The organism is Streptomyces nitrosporeus (assembly GCF_008704555.1).
GTDB lineage: Bacteria > Actinomycetota > Actinomycetes > Streptomycetales > Streptomycetaceae > Streptomyces > Streptomyces nitrosporeus.
Genome location: NZ_CP023702.1, coordinates 3,897,868 through 3,912,955, shown reverse-complemented (window position 1 = coordinate 3,912,955; position 15,088 = coordinate 3,897,868). Strand labels below are relative to the sequence as shown.

General features: G+C 70.6%; 15 protein-coding genes. 8 read left to right on the top strand and 7 right to left on the bottom strand.

Annotation, left to right across the window (positions count from 1 at the left end):
* Positions 1-33: 33 nt before the first annotated feature.
* Positions 34-474, bottom strand: a complete 441-nt coding sequence (locus CP967_RS17420) for an SseB family protein (protein ID WP_019992517.1) — start codon at positions 472-474, stop codon at positions 34-36.
* 166 nt (positions 475-640) lie between these two features.
* On the opposite strand from CP967_RS17420, the gene CP967_RS17415 reads away from it, so the two are divergent.
* The 3 genes from CP967_RS17415 to CP967_RS17405 all read left to right on the top strand — a co-directional run bounded on the left by CP967_RS17415 (position 641) and on the right by CP967_RS17405 (position 4,311).
* Positions 641-2,467, top strand: a complete 1,827-nt coding sequence (locus CP967_RS17415) for an acyl-CoA dehydrogenase (protein ID WP_150488857.1) — start codon at positions 641-643, stop codon at positions 2,465-2,467.
* Positions 2,468-2,685: 218 nt separating this feature from the next.
* Positions 2,686-3,984 carry a M18 family aminopeptidase gene (locus tag CP967_RS17410; RefSeq protein ID WP_150488856.1) on the top strand — a complete coding sequence of 433 codons (1,299 nt, stop codon included), beginning with the start codon at positions 2,686-2,688 and terminating at the stop codon, positions 3,982-3,984.
* Between the two features lie 102 nt (positions 3,985-4,086).
* Positions 4,087-4,311 (top strand): DUF6458 family protein, encoded by a 225-nt coding sequence (locus CP967_RS17405; RefSeq protein ID WP_150488855.1) that lies wholly within the window; start codon positions 4,087-4,089, stop codon positions 4,309-4,311.
* A gap of 78 nt (positions 4,312-4,389) precedes the next feature.
* Here CP967_RS17405 and CP967_RS17400 read toward each other — a convergent pair whose 3' ends face one another.
* Positions 4,390-6,201 (bottom strand): NHL domain-containing thioredoxin family protein, encoded by a 1,812-nt coding sequence (locus CP967_RS17400; RefSeq protein ID WP_150488854.1) that lies wholly within the window; start codon positions 6,199-6,201, stop codon positions 4,390-4,392.
* Between the two features lie 64 nt (positions 6,202-6,265).
* Between CP967_RS17400 and CP967_RS17395 the strand changes: the two genes are divergently transcribed.
* Complete coding sequence (locus CP967_RS17395; protein WP_150488853.1) at positions 6,266-6,760, top strand: LURP-one-related/scramblase family protein; 495 nt, start codon at positions 6,266-6,268, stop codon at positions 6,758-6,760.
* A 105-nt stretch (positions 6,761-6,865) separates the two neighbouring features.
* Here the strand turns inward: CP967_RS17395 and CP967_RS17390 are convergent, their stop codons facing one another.
* On the bottom strand, positions 6,866-7,657 hold the full coding sequence (locus CP967_RS17390) for a carbon-nitrogen family hydrolase (RefSeq protein ID WP_150488852.1): 792 nt from the start codon (positions 7,655-7,657) through the stop codon (positions 6,866-6,868).
* Between the two features lie 174 nt (positions 7,658-7,831).
* On the opposite strand from CP967_RS17390, the gene CP967_RS17385 reads away from it, so the two are divergent.
* Positions 7,832-8,656: a maleylpyruvate isomerase family mycothiol-dependent enzyme gene (locus tag CP967_RS17385; protein WP_150488851.1), complete on the top strand. Its 825-nt coding sequence runs from the start codon at positions 7,832-7,834 to the stop codon at positions 8,654-8,656.
* A gap of 93 nt (positions 8,657-8,749) precedes the next feature.
* On the opposite strand, the gene CP967_RS17380 is transcribed toward CP967_RS17385, so the two are convergent.
* The gene (locus tag CP967_RS17380) at positions 8,750-10,057 is read right to left on the bottom strand and encodes an MFS transporter (protein WP_150488850.1); all 1,308 of its coding nucleotides are present in this window, start codon (positions 10,055-10,057) and stop codon (positions 8,750-8,752) included.
* Positions 10,054-10,728, bottom strand: a complete 675-nt coding sequence (locus CP967_RS17375) for a GntR family transcriptional regulator (protein ID WP_150488849.1) — start codon at positions 10,726-10,728, stop codon at positions 10,054-10,056. Before CP967_RS17375 ends, CP967_RS17380 begins: the two co-directional genes overlap by 4 nt.
* Positions 10,729-10,851: 123 nt before the next feature.
* Between CP967_RS17375 and CP967_RS17370 the strand changes: the two genes are divergently transcribed.
* From CP967_RS17370 to CP967_RS17360, 3 genes are all read left to right on the top strand, one after another.
* The gene (locus tag CP967_RS17370) at positions 10,852-12,162 is read left to right on the top strand and encodes an AAA family ATPase (protein ID WP_150488848.1); all 1,311 of its coding nucleotides are present in this window, start codon (positions 10,852-10,854) and stop codon (positions 12,160-12,162) included.
* Positions 12,163-12,166: 4 nt separating this feature from the next.
* The gene (locus tag CP967_RS17365) at positions 12,167-12,640 is read left to right on the top strand and encodes a hypothetical protein (RefSeq protein WP_150488847.1); all 474 of its coding nucleotides are present in this window, start codon (positions 12,167-12,169) and stop codon (positions 12,638-12,640) included.
* A gap of 154 nt (positions 12,641-12,794) precedes the next feature.
* Positions 12,795-13,694, top strand: coding sequence for a D-alanyl-D-alanine carboxypeptidase family protein (locus tag CP967_RS17360; RefSeq protein WP_150488846.1), 900 nt, complete (start codon positions 12,795-12,797; stop codon positions 13,692-13,694).
* Between the two features lie 121 nt (positions 13,695-13,815).
* Here the strand turns inward: CP967_RS17360 and CP967_RS17355 are convergent, their stop codons facing one another.
* Both CP967_RS17355 and CP967_RS17350 read right to left on the bottom strand, forming a co-directional pair.
* Positions 13,816-13,992, bottom strand: coding sequence for a DUF397 domain-containing protein (locus tag CP967_RS17355; RefSeq protein WP_373300386.1), 177 nt, complete (start codon positions 13,990-13,992; stop codon positions 13,816-13,818).
* Between the two features lie 2 nt (positions 13,993-13,994).
* The gene (locus CP967_RS17350; protein WP_229888412.1) at positions 13,995-14,840 is read right to left on the bottom strand and encodes a helix-turn-helix domain-containing protein; all 846 of its coding nucleotides are present in this window, start codon (positions 14,838-14,840) and stop codon (positions 13,995-13,997) included.
* Positions 14,841-15,088: the final 248 nt, after the last annotated feature.

The following is a 15,088-nucleotide window of genomic DNA, read 5'->3' as shown; positions in this document are numbered from 1 at the left end:
GGGCCCGATGCCGGGGCGGAGCCCCGGGGCCTCTCAGCCGTACATCCGGCGCATGGCGAAGTCGACCATCTGCTCCACCGCCTTGGCGTCGAAGACCATCCGGTGGTCCCCCTCCATGTCCAGCACGAAGCCGTACCCGGTCGGCAGGAGGTCGATCACCTCGGCACCGGTGATCACGAAGTACTTGGACTCCTTGCCCGCGTACCGCCGCAGCTCCTTGAGCGTGGTGAACATCGGGATCACCGGCTGCTGCGTGTTGTGCAGCGCCAGGAAACCGGGGTTGTCGCCGCGCGGGCAGTAGACCTTGGAGGTGGCGAAGATCTGCTGGAAGTCCTCGGCGGACAGCGACCCGGTCGTGAAGGCACGGACCGCGTCGGCCAGGGACGGCGGCGAGGGCTCGGGGTACAGCGGCTGTTCGCCGTAGCCGCCGGCCATCTGCTGCTGCGCGCCCGGGTTCTGGTCGTAGCCATACATGCCGCAAAGAGTAATCGGACACATCTGCGGCTTGAGGGGTTGCGCCTTATTACTGGCGGGTAGCATCATCGTAGGGGTCAGCTGATACCTCCGCGCCGGCCTGTCGCCCGATCCTCACCCTCCCCGGGGCGCTGAGCGCCACTGCTATTGATTACGGAGCCTTGCCATGGGGCACTACAAGTCGAATCTCCGCGACATCGAGTTCAACCTCTTCGAGGTCCTCGGCCGCGACAAGGTCTACGGCACCGGTCCGTTCGCGGAGATGGACGTCGACACGGCGAAGTCGATCCTCGACGAGGTCAACCGCCTCGCCGAGAACGAGCTCGCCGAGTCCTACGCCGACGCCGACCGCAACCCCCCGGTCTTCGACCCCGAGACCAGCACCGCCCCGGTCCCGGAGACGTTCAAGAAGTCGTACCAGGCGTTCATGGACTCCGAGTACTGGCGTCTGGGCCTGCCCGAGGAGATCGGCGGCACCACCTCCCCCCGCTCCCTGATCTGGGGTTACGCGGAGCTGCTGCTCGGCTCGAACCCGGCCGTCTGGATGTACTCCTCCGGCCCGGCGTTCGCAGGCATCCTCTTCGACGAGGGCAACGAGGCGCAGAAGAAGATCGCCGAGATCGCCGTCGAGAAGCAGTGGGGCTCGACGATGGTGCTGACCGAGCCGGACGCCGGCTCGGACGTCGGCGCCGGCCGCACCAAGGCCGTCGAGCAGGAGGACGGCTCCTGGCACATCGAGGGTGTGAAGCGCTTCATCACCTCGGGCGAGCACGACATGTCCGAGAACATCCTCCACTACGTCCTGGCGCGTCCCGAGGGCGCCGGCCCGGGCACCAAGGGCCTCTCGCTCTTCATGGTCCCGAAGTTCCACTTCGACTGGACCACCGGCGAGCTGGGCGAGCGCAACGGCGTCTACGCGACCAACGTCGAGCACAAGATGGGCCTCAAGGCGTCCAACACCTGCGAGATGACCTTCGGCGACCGGCACCCCGCCAAGGGCTGGCTCATCGGCGACAAGCACGACGGCATCCGCCAGATGTTCCGCATCATCGAGTTCGCCCGCATGATGGTCGGCACGAAGGCCATCGCGACCCTGTCCACGGGCTACCTCAACGCGCTGGAGTACGCCAAGGAGCGCGTCCAGGGCACCGACCTGTCGCAGTTCATGGACAAGACGGCCCCCAAGGTCACCATCACCCACCACCCCGACGTGCGCCGTTCGCTGATGACGCAGAAGGCGTACGCCGAGGGCATGCGCTCGCTGGTGATGTACACCGCCGCCGTCCAGGACGCCATCCAGGTCAAGGAGGCCGCGGGCGAGGACGCCAAGGCGCTGCACGGCCTCAACGACCTGCTGCTGCCGATCGTGAAGGGCTACGGCTCCGAGAAGTCCTACGAGCAGCTCGCGCAGTCGCTCCAGACCTTCGGCGGCTCCGGGTACCTCCAGGAGTACCCGGTCGAGCAGTACATCCGTGACGCCAAGATCGACACCCTGTACGAGGGCACCACGGCGATCCAGGGCCAGGACTTCTTCTTCCGGAAGATCGTCCGCGATCAGGGCGCCTCGCTGAACGCCCTCTCCGAGGAGATCAAGAAGTTCCTCGCGGGCGCCCAGGGCAACGAGGAGCTGGCCGGTGCGCTGGACAGCCTCGCCAAGGCCGCGGTGGACCTGGAGGCGATCGTCGGCACGATGATCACCGACCTCACCGCCACCGGCGAGGACGTCAAGAACATCTACAAGGTCGGCCTCAACACCACCCGCCTGCTGATGGCCTCCGGCGACGTGGTCGTCGGCTACCTGCTGCTCAAGGGCGCCGTGGTCGCGGCCGAGAAGCTGCCGTCCGCCTCCGCGAAGGACGTCGCCTTCTACCAGGGCAAGATCGCCGCGGCGAAGTTCTTCGCTGCGAACGTCCTGCCGGGCGTCTCGGCCGAGCGCGCGCTCGCCGAGACCGTGGACAACTCGCTGATGGAGCTGGACGAGGCCGCCTTCTGAGCCTCCCGCCCCACCGAGCAGGAACGACACCGGCCCGCCCCCGCGCACAGGGGGCGGGCCGGCCCGTTTCCCCAGGTCCCGACGCATCTGCGGCGCGGCCCCCGCCGGCCCTCGCGCGGGCCCCCGCCGGTCTTCGGGCGGGTCCCCGCCGGTCCTCGTACGGCGGTCCGTCACCACGCCGTGGGAGCTCCTTCCCCGCCGTCGTTACAGTGAAGAACATGAGCACCCCCCTCCGCTTCGACCGCGGGCACACCGACGACCTGATGACCTTCCTGATGTCCAGCCCCTCCCCGTACCACGCCGTGGCCTCGGCGGCCGCCCGGCTGGAGGAGGCCGGGTTCCGGCAGGTCGAGGAGACCGCGGCCTGGGACGGTTCCACGGGCGGGAAGTACGTACTGCGCGGCGGCGCGATCGTGGCGTGGTACGTGCCGGAGGGCGCCGGGGCGCACACCCCGTTCCGGATCGTGGGGGCGCACACCGACTCCCCGAACCTGCGGGTCAAGCCGCTGCCCGACACCGGGGCGTACGGCTGGCGCCAGGTCGCCGTCGAGATCTACGGCGGGACCCTGCTGAACACCTGGCTCGACCGCGACCTCGGCATCGCGGGGCGGCTCTCGCTGCGCGACGGCACCCACCGGCTGGTGAACATCGACCGGCCGCTGCTGCGGGTGCCCCAGCTGGCCGTGCACCTCGACCGGTCCGCCAACCCCGACGGCCTCAAGCTGGACCGCCAGAAGCACATGCAGCCCATCTGGGGGCTGGGCGACGTCCAGGAGGGCGACCTCATCCGCTTCGTCGCCGGGGAGGCGGGTGTCGACGCCGGGGAGGTGACCGGCTGGGACCTGATGCCGCACCCCGTCGAAGCCCCCGCCTACCTGGGCCGGGACCGGGAACTGCTCGCCGGGCCGCGGATGGACAACCTGCTCTCCGTGCACGCCGGGACGGCCGCGCTGGCGGCCGTGGCCGGCCGGCCGGACGGGGAGCTCCCGTACATCCCCGTACTGGCCGCCTTCGACCACGAGGAGAACGGCTCCCAGTCCGACACCGGGGCCGACGGCCCGCTGCTCGGCACGGTGCTGGAGCGCTCCGTGTTCGCCCGCGGCGGTTCGTACGAGGACCGCGCCCGGGCCTTCGCCGGGACCGTCTGCCTCTCCTCGGACACCGGCCACGCCGTCCACCCCAACTACGCGGAGCGCCACGACCCGACGCACCACCCGGTGGCCAACGGCGGGCCGATCCTCAAGGTCAACGTCAACATGCGGTATGCGACCGACGGCGGCGGCCGCGCCGTGTTCGCCGAGGCCTGCGAGAGGGCCGGGGTGCCGTGGCAGACCTTCGTCTCCAACAACTCGATGCCGTGCGGCACCACGATCGGCCCGATCACCGCCGCCCGCCACGGCATCATGACCGTCGACATCGGCGTCGCCATCCTCTCCATGCACAGCGCCCGTGAGCTGTGCGGAGCCGACGACCCCTATCTGCTGGCGAACGCCCTGGCGGCCTTCCTGGCCGGCTGAGGCGCCCGTGTCCCGTGTCCCCGGGGGCATGGGCGGCCCCGGGCCGGGTACGCGAGGCGTACACCGGTCCGGAACCTCCGGGCCGTCGAGGAGGCGGGATTCATGGGACTCGGAGGATGCATCGTCCTCATCGGTGCCGGAGCGATACTGGCCTTCGCCACCGACTGGGAGATGGACACCGTCAACGTCGACCTGGTCGGCTGGATCATGATGATCGTCGGGATCATCGGGGTCTTCGTCTACGCGAGCATCATGCGCCGCCGGCGCATGGTCGTGCCGCCGGCCACCACCACCGTCGTGTCGGAGGACGAGCGCCGGATGATGTAGGCGCGCCGCACGGGCGGCGGACCGGGCGCGGGGCGGGCGGCCCCGGCGCACGGTGGCGGCCCGGTGCGGGGCGGTACGTCAGTCCTGCTCGTCCATCCCGGCCAGCACCAGCGCCAGCCTGGAGGCCCCCTCGGGGGTGACGCGGACCGGAACGCCCCAGTCCTGCTGGTGCACATGGCAGGCCGGGTACTCGTTGGCCGGGTCGTCGTCGCAGGAGGCCGCCATCGCCGAGACGTGCAGGACACCCTCGGTGGCGCCGTCCGCCAGGACCAGGTCCCGGCCGAGGCCGGTGCCCGCACCGGACCCTTCCGCCAGCAGTTCCGGCGGGGTCGAGGAGACCAGCAGCCGGGTGGAGGGGCCGTAGCGGGTGTCCAGCTTCTGCCCGGCCGGCGCCTGGAAGACCACGTCCAGCCGGAGCGCCCCGGCGGCGACCTCGGTGGACGCCCGCCGGGTGCGGTGCGCCCGGTCCGGGACCCGTACGGCCTCCTCCGGGAGCCTCAGCCGGGTCAGCCGGTGGCGGGCCGACTCCACCACGACCAGGTCGCCGTCGACGAGCACGGCGTCACTGGGCTCGCGCAGATCCGTGGCCAGCGTGGTGACCTCGCCGCTGTGCGGGTCGTACCGGCGCAGCGCGTGGTTGTAGGTGTCGCTGACGGCGACCGAGCCGTCCGGGAGGGCGGTGACCCCGAGGGGGTGCTGGAGGAGCGCCTGCTCCGCGGCGCCGTCGCGGTGGCCGAAGTCGAAGAGGCCGGTACCGACGGCGGTGTGCACCGTGCCGTCCGTGTCGACGTAACGCAGCGCGGAGGTCTCCGAGTCGGCCACCCAGAGCCGGTCGCCGGCGGCGGCGAGGCCGGAGGGCTGCGCGAACCACGCCTCGGGGCCCGGCCCGTCGACCAGGCCCTCGTTGGTCGTGCCCGCGGCGGCGCGTACGGTGCCGTCCTCGGGGTCGTACGTCCACAGCTGGTGCACCCCCGCCATGGCGATCCAGAGCCGGCCGCCGAACCAGGCGAGGTCCCAGGGCGAGGAGAGGTCCACCTCGGTGGCCGGGCCGGAGGTGGCCGAACCCTGCCACCACTGGCGGCCGGTGCCGGCCAGGGTGGTGGTCACGCCGGTGGCCGGGTCGAGGGCCCGCACGGCGTGGTTGACGGTGTCCGCGACGGCGATACGGCCGTCGGGCAGCAGCGCCAGTCCCTGCGGCTCGCTGAACCGGGCCTCGTCCGGTCCGCCGTCGGTGAAGCCGCGCTCACCGGTCCCGAAGTGCCCGCGTACGGTCTCGCCGTCCGCGTCCAGGGCCACGAGCCGGTGCCGGGTGGTGTCGGAGACGAGGAAGCCGCCGTCCTCCAGGGCGAGCGCCTTCCCGGGGAAGCGCAGGTGTGTGGCGACCGGCTCCGGGGGGACGTACGGGCCGTCGCCGCGGCGCAGGGTGCCCTTCTCCGCGTGCTCGGCCTCCAGCTCCTCGACCAGCTTCCCGATGGCGTGCGCGTGCCCCTCACCGGCGTGCTGGGCGACGACGTAGCCCTCGGGGTCGATGACGACGAGCGTGGGCCAGGCGCGTACGGCGTACTGCTTCCAGGTGGCGAGCTCCGGGTCGTCCAGCACGGGGTGGTGCACCCCGTAGCGCTCGACGGCGTCGACGACCGCCCGGTGCTCCGCCTCGTGCACGAACTTCGGCGAGTGCACACCGATGATCACCACGGTGTCGCGGTGCTTCTCCTCCAGCTCGCGCAGCTCGTCCAGGACGTGCAGGCAGTTCACACAGCAAAAGGTCCAGAAGTCGAGAATGACAATGCGTCCCCGCAGGTCGGCAAGGGTGTACGAACGGTCGCCTGTATTGAGCCAGCCGCCCTTGCCGATCAGTTCGGGGGCGCGGACACGTGCACGTGCTGTCATGTCATCAGTCAACATCACGGTGGCCTGCGCACATTCCGGCCAGGTGTCCGGGAACCTGTGATCCATGAGACTTCTCGTACGCGAGCGCGTGTTCGCCGTCGGTGACGACTACTGGATCGAGGACGCGGACGGGCGCAAGGTCTTCCTCGTCGACGGCAAGGCGCTGCGGCTGCGCGACACCTTCGAGCTGAAGGACCTGGACGGCCGGGTCCTCCTGGAGATCCGCCGCAAGCTGCTCGGCCTGCGCGACACGATGGTCGTCGAGCGGGGCGGCGAGGCGCTCGCCACCGTCCGGCGGAAGCGGTTCTCCCTGCTGCGAAACCACTACCGGGTGACCCTGGCCGAGGGCACGGAACTCGATGTCAGCGGCAGGGTCCTGGACCGCGAGTTCGCCGTCGACCACGACGGTGAGCCGCTCGCCCGGATCTCCCGGCGGTGGCTCACCGTCCGGGACACCTACGGCATCGACATCGTCCGCGAGGACGCGGACGCGGCGCTGCTCGTCGCGGTCGCGGTGTGCGTGATCCTCCTCGCGGAGAAGGAGCATGACGGGTCGTGAGGCCCCCGGGACCTGTTCCCTGGGACCTGCCCCCGTCCCCGTCCCCCGCTTCCCGCTTCCCGCTTCCCGCCTCCCGCTTCCCGTGGAACAGGCTCCGGGGCGGACTCAGCGGCGTGCGGCCAGCCCCAGTCTGCGGTCCTTGAGCGCCGGGAACTGGTCCCGGACGGTGGCGGTCCTCGCCGGGTCGAACTCGACGGTGAGCACCTCCTCCTCGTGCCCGGCCTCCGCCAGCACCTCGCCCCAGGGGTCCACGACGATGCTGTGGCCCGCCTGCCGGATTCCGGCGTGAGTGCCCGCCGAGCCGACGGCCAGGACGTACGCCTGGTTCTCCACGGCGCGCGCCCTGGCCAGCAGGGTCCAGTGCGAGCGGCGGCGGTCCGGCCAGCCGGCCGCGACGACGAGGGTCTCCGCGCCCGCGTCGGCCAGGCCCCGGAACAGCTCGGGGAACCGCAGGTCGTAGCAGGTGGACAGGCCGATGACGGTCTCCGGGAGGGCGACCGAGACGAGCTCCTGGCCGGCGCCCATCATCACGGCCTCGCCCTTGTCGAAGCCGAAGAGGTGGATCTTGCGGTAGACGGCCGCCCGCTCGCCCTCGGGGGAGAAGACCAGCGTGGTGTTGTAGAGGGTGCCGTCCTCGGCCCGTTCCACGAAGGAGCCCGCGTGCAGCCAGACGCCGGCCTCCGCGGCGGCCTTCGCCATCACGTCGTGGGTGGGGCCGAGCAGGGGTTCGGCCTCGTCGGCGAACTCGGTGTAGGAGAAGGCGCCCACGGGCCAGAGCTCGGGGAGGAGGACCAGGTCCGCACCCCGCTGCGCGACCACCAGCGAAGCCGCGCGTTCCCGGCGGGAATTGACCGGTTCGTCCGGGTTTACAGCGATCTGGATAAGGGAGGCGTGCACACTACCACCGTCCTGGTGTGGGAGACGTCAGCACCCGCCTACGATCGTCACACGAAAGCACTGCCGGGGTGCCTGCCCGCAGCGTAACTTAGGGGGCCCGGCCAACCTCCGACGCAGCCCGCCAGGGCCGCCTGCTCTCCAGCCCACGCACCGCAGAACCGCACGAGGGGTCCCGTGACCGTCCATCCCAGCCTCCAGACCTACGCCGATGCCTGGACGCACTCCGTCGAGGCGATATCCGAGCTGGTGAAGCCCCTCGTCGAGGGGGAGTGGAACGGACGCACGCCCTGCCCGGGCTGGTCGGTGCGGGACATCGTCTCGCACGTCATCGGCATGGAGTGCGAGCAGCTCGGCGACCCGCGGCCGATCCACTCGCTGCCGCGGGACCTCTACCACGTGCAGAACGACCACCAGCGGTACATGGAGATGCAGGTCGACGTCCGGCGCCACCACACCGCGCCGGAGATGACCTCGGAGCTGGAGTACACCCTCATCCGGCGCATGCGCCAGCTGCGCAACGAGACGCGCTCCCCCGAGACGATGGTCCGGGCGCCGCTGAGGGCCGAGCAGACGCTGGAACTGGCGCTGCACATGCGGGCCTTCGACGTGTGGGTGCACGAGCAGGATCTGCGTACGGCGCTGGGGCAGCCGGGCAACCTCGACTCCCCCGGTGCGCTGATCACCCGGGACACCCTGCTGGAGGCGCTGCCGAAGGTGGTCGCGAAGGACGCGGGCGCGCCGCCCAACACCGCGGTGGTCATCGACGTGCAGGGTCCGGTGGAGTTCCTGCGCACGGTCCGGGTCGACGGTGAGGGCAACGGCTCGGTGGACGGCTCGCCGTCGCTGGGGCCGGCCGTGACGCTGGCCATGGACTGGGAGACGTACTACCGGCTCGCCTGCGGACGGGTGCGGGCGCAGGCGGTGGAGGACCGGGTCAAGGCCGAGGGCGACCAGGAGCTGGCCGGGGCCATCCTGCGCAACTTCGCCGTCACTCCGTAGCGGCGCCCGCCGGGCCGGGCGCGCCCGCTGCCTGCCGAAGACCCCCCGCCGCCCGCGGGGGCGGGAGGCGCGGGCGCGTACCCGGGCCCCGGGTCAGACGGGCACGTGCACGGCCTCGACCCGGCTGATCACGTGGTGCTCGCGTTCCCGGTGCGTGGCGCGGCGGTGCAGCCGCAGGATCTGTACGACGCCGAGCAGTTCGAGGACGAAGACCGAGGAGAAGGCGACGCGGTAGTCGTCGCCGGTCGCGTCCAGCAGGACACCGATGGCGAACAGGGTGGTCATCGAGGCGATGAAGCCGCCCATGTTGACGATGCCCGAGGCGGTGCCCTGCCGTTCCGGCGGGTTGGCGGGCCGGCCGAAGTCGAAGCCGATCATCGACGCGGGGCCGCAGAAGCCGAGGCCGGCGCAGAGGGTGACCAGCAGCCACATCGGGGCGTGGTCGCCCGGGTAGAAGATCGTGCCGGCCCAGAGGAGCGCGGTCAGGGCGACCGTGCCGAGGGCGAGTGGGGCGCGGGCCGCGTGGTGGCGGGCGATGATCTGCCCGTAGACGAGCCCCACCACCATGTTGGAGAGCACCACCAGGGTCAGCAGGCTGCCCGCGGTCCCCCGGCTCAGCCCCTGGGCCTCGACCAGGAACGGCATCCCCCACAGCAGCAGGAACACCATGCCGGGGAACTGCGTGGTGAAGTGGACCCACATGCCGAGCCGCGTGCCGGGCTCGCGCCAGGCCGCCGAGATCTGCTTCCGTACGAACGCCGCTCCGGCGTGCTCGACGGGGGGCGGCTCATGGCCCTCGGGGTGGTCCTTGAGGAAGAGCAGCAGCAGGACCAGCACCACCACACCGGCCAGGGAGCTGCCGACGAAGGTGGTGGTCCAGCCCATCCCGTGCAGGGCCCTGGCGATCACCAGGGTGGAGACCAGGTTGCCCGCCATGCCGAAGAGCGCGGCGATCTGGCCGATCAGCGGGCCGCGCCGGGCCGGGAACCAGCGGGCGCCCAGCCGGAGCACGCTGATGAAGGTCATCGCGTCACCGCAGCCCAGGAGCGCGCGGGAGGCCAGCGCCATGCCGTACGACGGGGAGAGCGCGAAGCCCAGCTGGCCGAGGGTGAACAGCACGGCGCCGAGGGCGAGGACCTTCTTGGTGCCGAGGCGGTCGACCATCAGGCCGACGGGTATCTGCATGCCCGCGTAGACGAGCAGCTGGAGGATCGAGAAGGTGGACAGCGCCGAGGCGTTGACCTCGAACCGGTCGGCGGCATCGAGTCCGGCGACACCCAGACTGGTGCGGAAGATGATGGCGACGAAGTAGACGGCGACACCGATCCCCCAGACCCGGACGGCACGCCGGCCGCCGGGCGGGTCACCGGGCAGGGGCAGGGTGGGGGCGGGGGACGTCATCGGTCCTCACCCCTGACCAGCACCTTGACCCGGCCGACGTGCCGCCGGACGACCAGGGCCGCGCCTTCGGCGTCACCGGCCCGGATGGCGTCGAGCAGTTCGGCGTGCTCGGTGAGGTTGGCGGCGATCCTGCCCGGGTGCGCCTCCATCACCGCGACGCCCATCCGCAGCTGCCGGTCGCGGAGCTGGTCGTAGAGACGGGACAGGATCTCGTTGCCGGCGTTGCGCACGATCTCCGCGTGGAAGCAGCGGTCCTTGACGGAGACGGCCGCCAGGTCCCCCGCCTCGGCGAGCTGCCGCTGCTCCTCCAGGAGTTCCTCCAGCCGGGCGACGAGCCGCGCGGAGGCGGGCACCGCCTTGCGGGCGGCGAACTCCTCGACCAGCAGCCGGGTCTCCACGACGTCCGCGATCTCCTGGGCGGAGACGGCGAGCACCAGGGCGCCCTTCTTCGGATAGAGCTTGATCAGCCCCTCCACCTCCAGCCTCAGCAGCGCCTCGCGCACCGGGGTGCGGGAGACACCGACGGCCTGGGCGAGGTCGCCCTCGGTGAGGAGCGTGCCGCCCTCGTAACGGCGGTCGAGGACCGCTTCCTTGATGTGGGTGTAGACGCGTTCGGCGGCGGGCGGCTGCTTGGCGGGGGCGGTATCGGGTGCGGGGGGAGCGACAGGCATGCACACAGCATAGATACAACATGCACGCATGGGGGGCCGCGTCCGGATCCTGGACCCCGAAGGGCTGTCGCGGCGGGGTCCACGGCCGGTCCGGAACCGCGCGGCTTGCGCTACGTTGAGGGAGTGACAGGCCATGCCATCGAAGAGGTACGTCTCACCGCGTTCAAGAGCTTCCACGGCGCGGTGCTCCCGCTGGCCCCCCTGACCGTCCTCATCGGCCGTAACAGCAGTGGCAAGTCCAACGCCCTGGACGGCCTCGAAGTCCTCTCCCGGCTGGCCCGTGGGGACGAGATCACCGAAGCGGTCGAGAGCCGGCGCGGTGCGGCGGGCCCGGTGCGCGGCGGCCTGAGCGGGTGCGTGCCCCACGGTTCGGACCGCTTCTCGCTCGGCTGCACGGTCACGACGGAGCACGGTCCCGTCACGCTGGATGTGACGGTCCAGGTGGAGCCCGGGGTACGGATCATCGAGGAACGGCTCGCCGGGCCCACCGCCGGCGGCATCCGCCCCCTTCTCACCAGCGGGGAACCGACGCCGCTGCGCCCGGACATCCACGCCTCGTGGCACAACGGGAAGCCGGGCCGGAACCCGCGCGGCCTGTTCCGGGGCACCCGGCTGCTCACCGCGCAGCTGCCGCTGCGTGTGCCCGGTGACAGCGAGGGCGAGACCGACACCGTCTGGGCGGCTGAGGCCCTGCTGACCGCGCTGACCGGAGCCTTCCACCTCGATCCCGTACCGCACCTGATGCGGCAGTACGTCCAGGCGAGGGACTTCCGTCTCCGCAGGACGGCGGAGAACCTCTCCGCCGCGATCGGCCACATCAGCCGCCATGACCCGGCGGCCTTCGCGCGCCTGGTGGACCTCCTGCGGGGGCTGGCCGACCACGACATCGACCGGCTGGTCGTCACCACGTCGGAGCTCGGCGACGTCATGCTGGCGCTGGACGAGGGGCGGCTCGGGCTCACCCCCGCCCGCGAGATGAGCGACGGCATGCTCAGGTTCCTCGCCATCACGGCCTCGTTGCTGACCGGGGGCGCGGGGCTGGAGCTGGGCCCCGCGCCGGACCCCGGGTTCGCGCAGTCCCTCACGCTGGTCGTCGAGGAGCTGGAGAACGGGCTGCACCCGTCCCAGGCGGCGGAGGTCCTGCGCCTGGTCCGGGCGGCGGCCACCGAGAGCGCGACCCGGGTCCTGATCACCACCCACAGCCCCGCCCTGCTGTCCGCGCTGAGCGGCGACGACCACCGGGGGGTCGTCGTCTGCTCGCGGGACCGCGCGACGGGCACCGGCCTCCTGACCCGGCTCACCGAGCTCGACGGCTACGCCTCGGCCATGGGAGCCGGACCGCTGGGGGACGTGGTGACCTCCGGAAGACTGATGCGGCGGGACGGCGGCGGGCAGGACTACGCGGAGTTCGACCGCCTTCTCGGGATCGGGTGAACCCATGGCGCGGGGGGTGGAGTTCGTCGACACGTCGGTCCTGTGCAACCTGCTGGGGGTACCCGGCAAGTGCCAGGACCGCGAGCGGGTGATCGAGGAGCTGAAGAGGAGACGCGAACGGCGTGGGACGGACCTCCTGCTGCCGGTCACCGCGGTCATCGAGACGGGCAACCACATCGCCCAGGTGGCCGACGGACGGGCACGCCGGACATGCGCCGAGCGGCTCTCCGGCGTCCTGGTCACGGTCATCGAGGGCAAGGCCCCCTGGGCGCTCAACGAGGTCGAGTGGGACGCCGCCCATCTGCGGGCCCTGGTGGACGGCGGCACCACCGGCAGCACCCTGATCGAGCACGCCTGCAACCGGCTCGGCTGCGGGGACCTGAACATCCTGGTCGAACGGGACCGGTACCTCGCCCGTACCTCCGGCGTCCGGGCCACGATCTGGTCCCTGGACGAGCTGCTCATGTCGTACGCCTGACCGGGCGTCCCGTCCTTTGGCGGGCCCGCCGGAGCGTCCGGCCAAGCGTGCGCAAAATCACCCGCGCCGGATACATCCCTACGGCCGCCTCACGCGTCTCATCAGCCGAGCGGCACCCTCATGTGGCCGCACAGGGGTATGGGGAGAGTTCGATTTGAGAATCGGTTTCAAGGGCATCAACCGCGCCGGTATCGCCGCGACGGTGACCCTTACCGCAGGAGCGGTCCTCGCCAGTGGCGCGTTCGCCTCCACGGCACAGGCGGCGTCCCCGCCGAAGCCCAAGATCACCGCCAAGGGCGGTTTCGTGATGAACAGCGGGACGGGCAAGACCCTGTTCACCAAGGCCGCGGACACCCGCCGGCCCACCGGGTCCACCACCAAGATAATGACCGCCCGGGTGGTCCTGGCCCAGAAGAACCTGAACCTGAACGCCAAGGTGACGGTCCAGAAGGCGTACAGCGACTACATCGTCTCCAAGAACGCCTCGTCGGCCCGGCTGATCGTCGGCGACAAGGTGACGGTGCGCCAGCTGCTGTACGGCCTGATGCTGCCGTCCGGCTGCGACGCGGCCTACGCGCTGGCCGACAAGTTCGGCTCGGGGAAGACGCGTTCGGCCCGGGTGAAGTCCTTCATCGGCAAGATGAACGCCAGCGCCAAGAGCCTGGGCCTGAAGAACACGCACTTCGACTCGTTCGACGGCATCAGCAGCGGCAAGAACTACTCGACGCCCCGCGACCTGACCAAGCTGGCCGCGAACACGATGAAGAACTCCACGTTCCGCGCCATCGTGAAGACGAAGTCGACCAAGCAGAAGGTCACGACGAAGAGCGGCGGTTACCGCTACATGTCGTGGACCAACACCAACCCGCTGCTGGGCAGTTACAGCGGCGCGATCGGCGTGAAGACCGGTTCCGGCCCGACCGCCAAGTACTGCCTGGTCTTCGCCGCGACGCGCAAGGGCAAGACCATCATCGGTACGGTCCTGACGTCCTCGTCCACGAGCACCCGCACGAGCGACGCGAAGAAGCTGCTGGACTACGGCTTCAAGCTCTGACCCGGACACGGCCGAGGGGCCTGCCCGCGCACCGCGCAGGTGGGCCCCTCGGCCGTTCCCTGCGGTCGTTCCCGCGGCCGTTCCCTGCGGTCGCTCCTGCGGTCGCGGGGCCGCGGCCGGGCTACGGCTGCCGGCGCAGGTCCGCCGTGAAGGCGGTCCAGGCGGCGGGGGTGACGGTGACGACGGGGCCGCGGGGGCGCTTGGAGTCCCGGAGGGCAACGGTGCGAGGAAGGTTTCGAGCGACCTCGACGCAGTCTTCTTCCAGGGTGCTGTAGGAGGATTTGACGAACAGGAACATCTTCACTCACTCATTCCCTTGGCGATGCCTTCGATGAGTTGCATCGAGTCGTACGGCGACACAGCAGTCCGTGAGAGGGCATTGAACATATCGACGAATACGGCGCTCCGTTCCGCGTCCTCAACCCAAGCACCGGCGCGAGGCGCATCCATGTGGACCACGTCCACGGCGCCTTCCTCTCCGAAAGAAAGGATGTTGAACGGCCCGCCTGCTCCCGCATGACCGCCAGCCCGGAACGGTAGCACCTGGATGTGGACATTCGGCAGTTCTGCCAGCTCACGCAAATGCTCCAACTGGCCCCTCATAACCGTCGGACCACCCATCACCTGGCGGAGCGCTGCTTCCCAGATGACCGCGTGCATCTGCAAGGGGGTCTCACCGTGCAAGCGCTGCCTGCGGCGTGCACGTAGGGCCACAAGCGCCTCAATCTGATCCGGATCGTCCCAGAACATGTCCGCCACGCCCAGGGCCCTCGTGTACTCAGCAGTCTGGAACAGACCGGGTATCAAGGCTACTTGCCACTGACGGTTACGGAGGGCTGCATCCTCCATGGCGATGTAGCCCACCTGCCCGTTGGGGAGTGTCCGGTCTTCCCACCAACCCCGGACTTTCCTGCGCTCCCGGTCGGTCTTCGCGATGTCGAGCAGGCCTGCCAGAACCTTGCCGTCGGTGACGCCGTACAGCTGGCACAGAGCCCTGATGTCCGGATCTCTGACCGGCACCCAGCCGCTCTCCATCTTGACGACCTTGGTCGCCGTGGCGCTCAGGTACTCGGCCGCCTGCTGTTGCGTCAGTCCGGCCGCGACGCGCAGCCGTTGCAGCTCGCCGCCCAGGCGTCTGCCGAGCACCGTCGACTCCCGGCCTCGCGATCGGCCCGAACCAGGACTCTGCATGCCAACCTCCCGCTGATCGCGTCCAGTTTGCCAGGAAGCTCAGCCACCGAGGAGCACGGTCACCCATACGGGGAAGATATTCCCCGTACCACTTGAGCACGAGAGTGCTCTGCGGCTACGTTCGGCACGCAGCCGCTCGCTCAGCGGAACCAGTCGGCGGAAGTGCACCGCCCTGCCCTGCGCCGGAACCCTCCGGAAACCGG

Coding starts and splice junctions, on each gene's coding strand:
- CP967_RS17400 (WP_150488854.1), bottom strand. CDS start 6,201: ATGACAGCACGTGCACGTGTCCGCGCCCCCGAACTGATCGGCAAGGGC.
- CP967_RS17365 (WP_150488847.1), top strand. CDS start 12,167: ATGGCGCGGGGGGTGGAGTTCGTCGACACGTCGGTCCTGTGCAACCTG.
- CP967_RS17405 (WP_150488855.1), top strand. CDS start 4,087: ATGGGACTCGGAGGATGCATCGTCCTCATCGGTGCCGGAGCGATACTG.
- CP967_RS17375 (WP_150488849.1), bottom strand. CDS start 10,728: ATGCCTGTCGCTCCCCCCGCACCCGATACCGCCCCCGCCAAGCAGCCG.
- CP967_RS17410 (WP_150488856.1), top strand. CDS start 2,686: ATGAGCACCCCCCTCCGCTTCGACCGCGGGCACACCGACGACCTGATG.
- CP967_RS17395 (WP_150488853.1), top strand. CDS start 6,266: ATGAGACTTCTCGTACGCGAGCGCGTGTTCGCCGTCGGTGACGACTAC.
- CP967_RS17415 (WP_150488857.1), top strand. CDS start 641: ATGGGGCACTACAAGTCGAATCTCCGCGACATCGAGTTCAACCTCTTC.
- CP967_RS17380 (WP_150488850.1), bottom strand. CDS start 10,057: ATGACGTCCCCCGCCCCCACCCTGCCCCTGCCCGGTGACCCGCCCGGC.
- CP967_RS17355 (WP_373300386.1), bottom strand. CDS start 13,992: ATGTTCCTGTTCGTCAAATCCTCCTACAGCACCCTGGAAGAAGACTGC.
- CP967_RS17420 (WP_019992517.1), bottom strand. CDS start 474: ATGTATGGCTACGACCAGAACCCGGGCGCGCAGCAGCAGATGGCCGGC.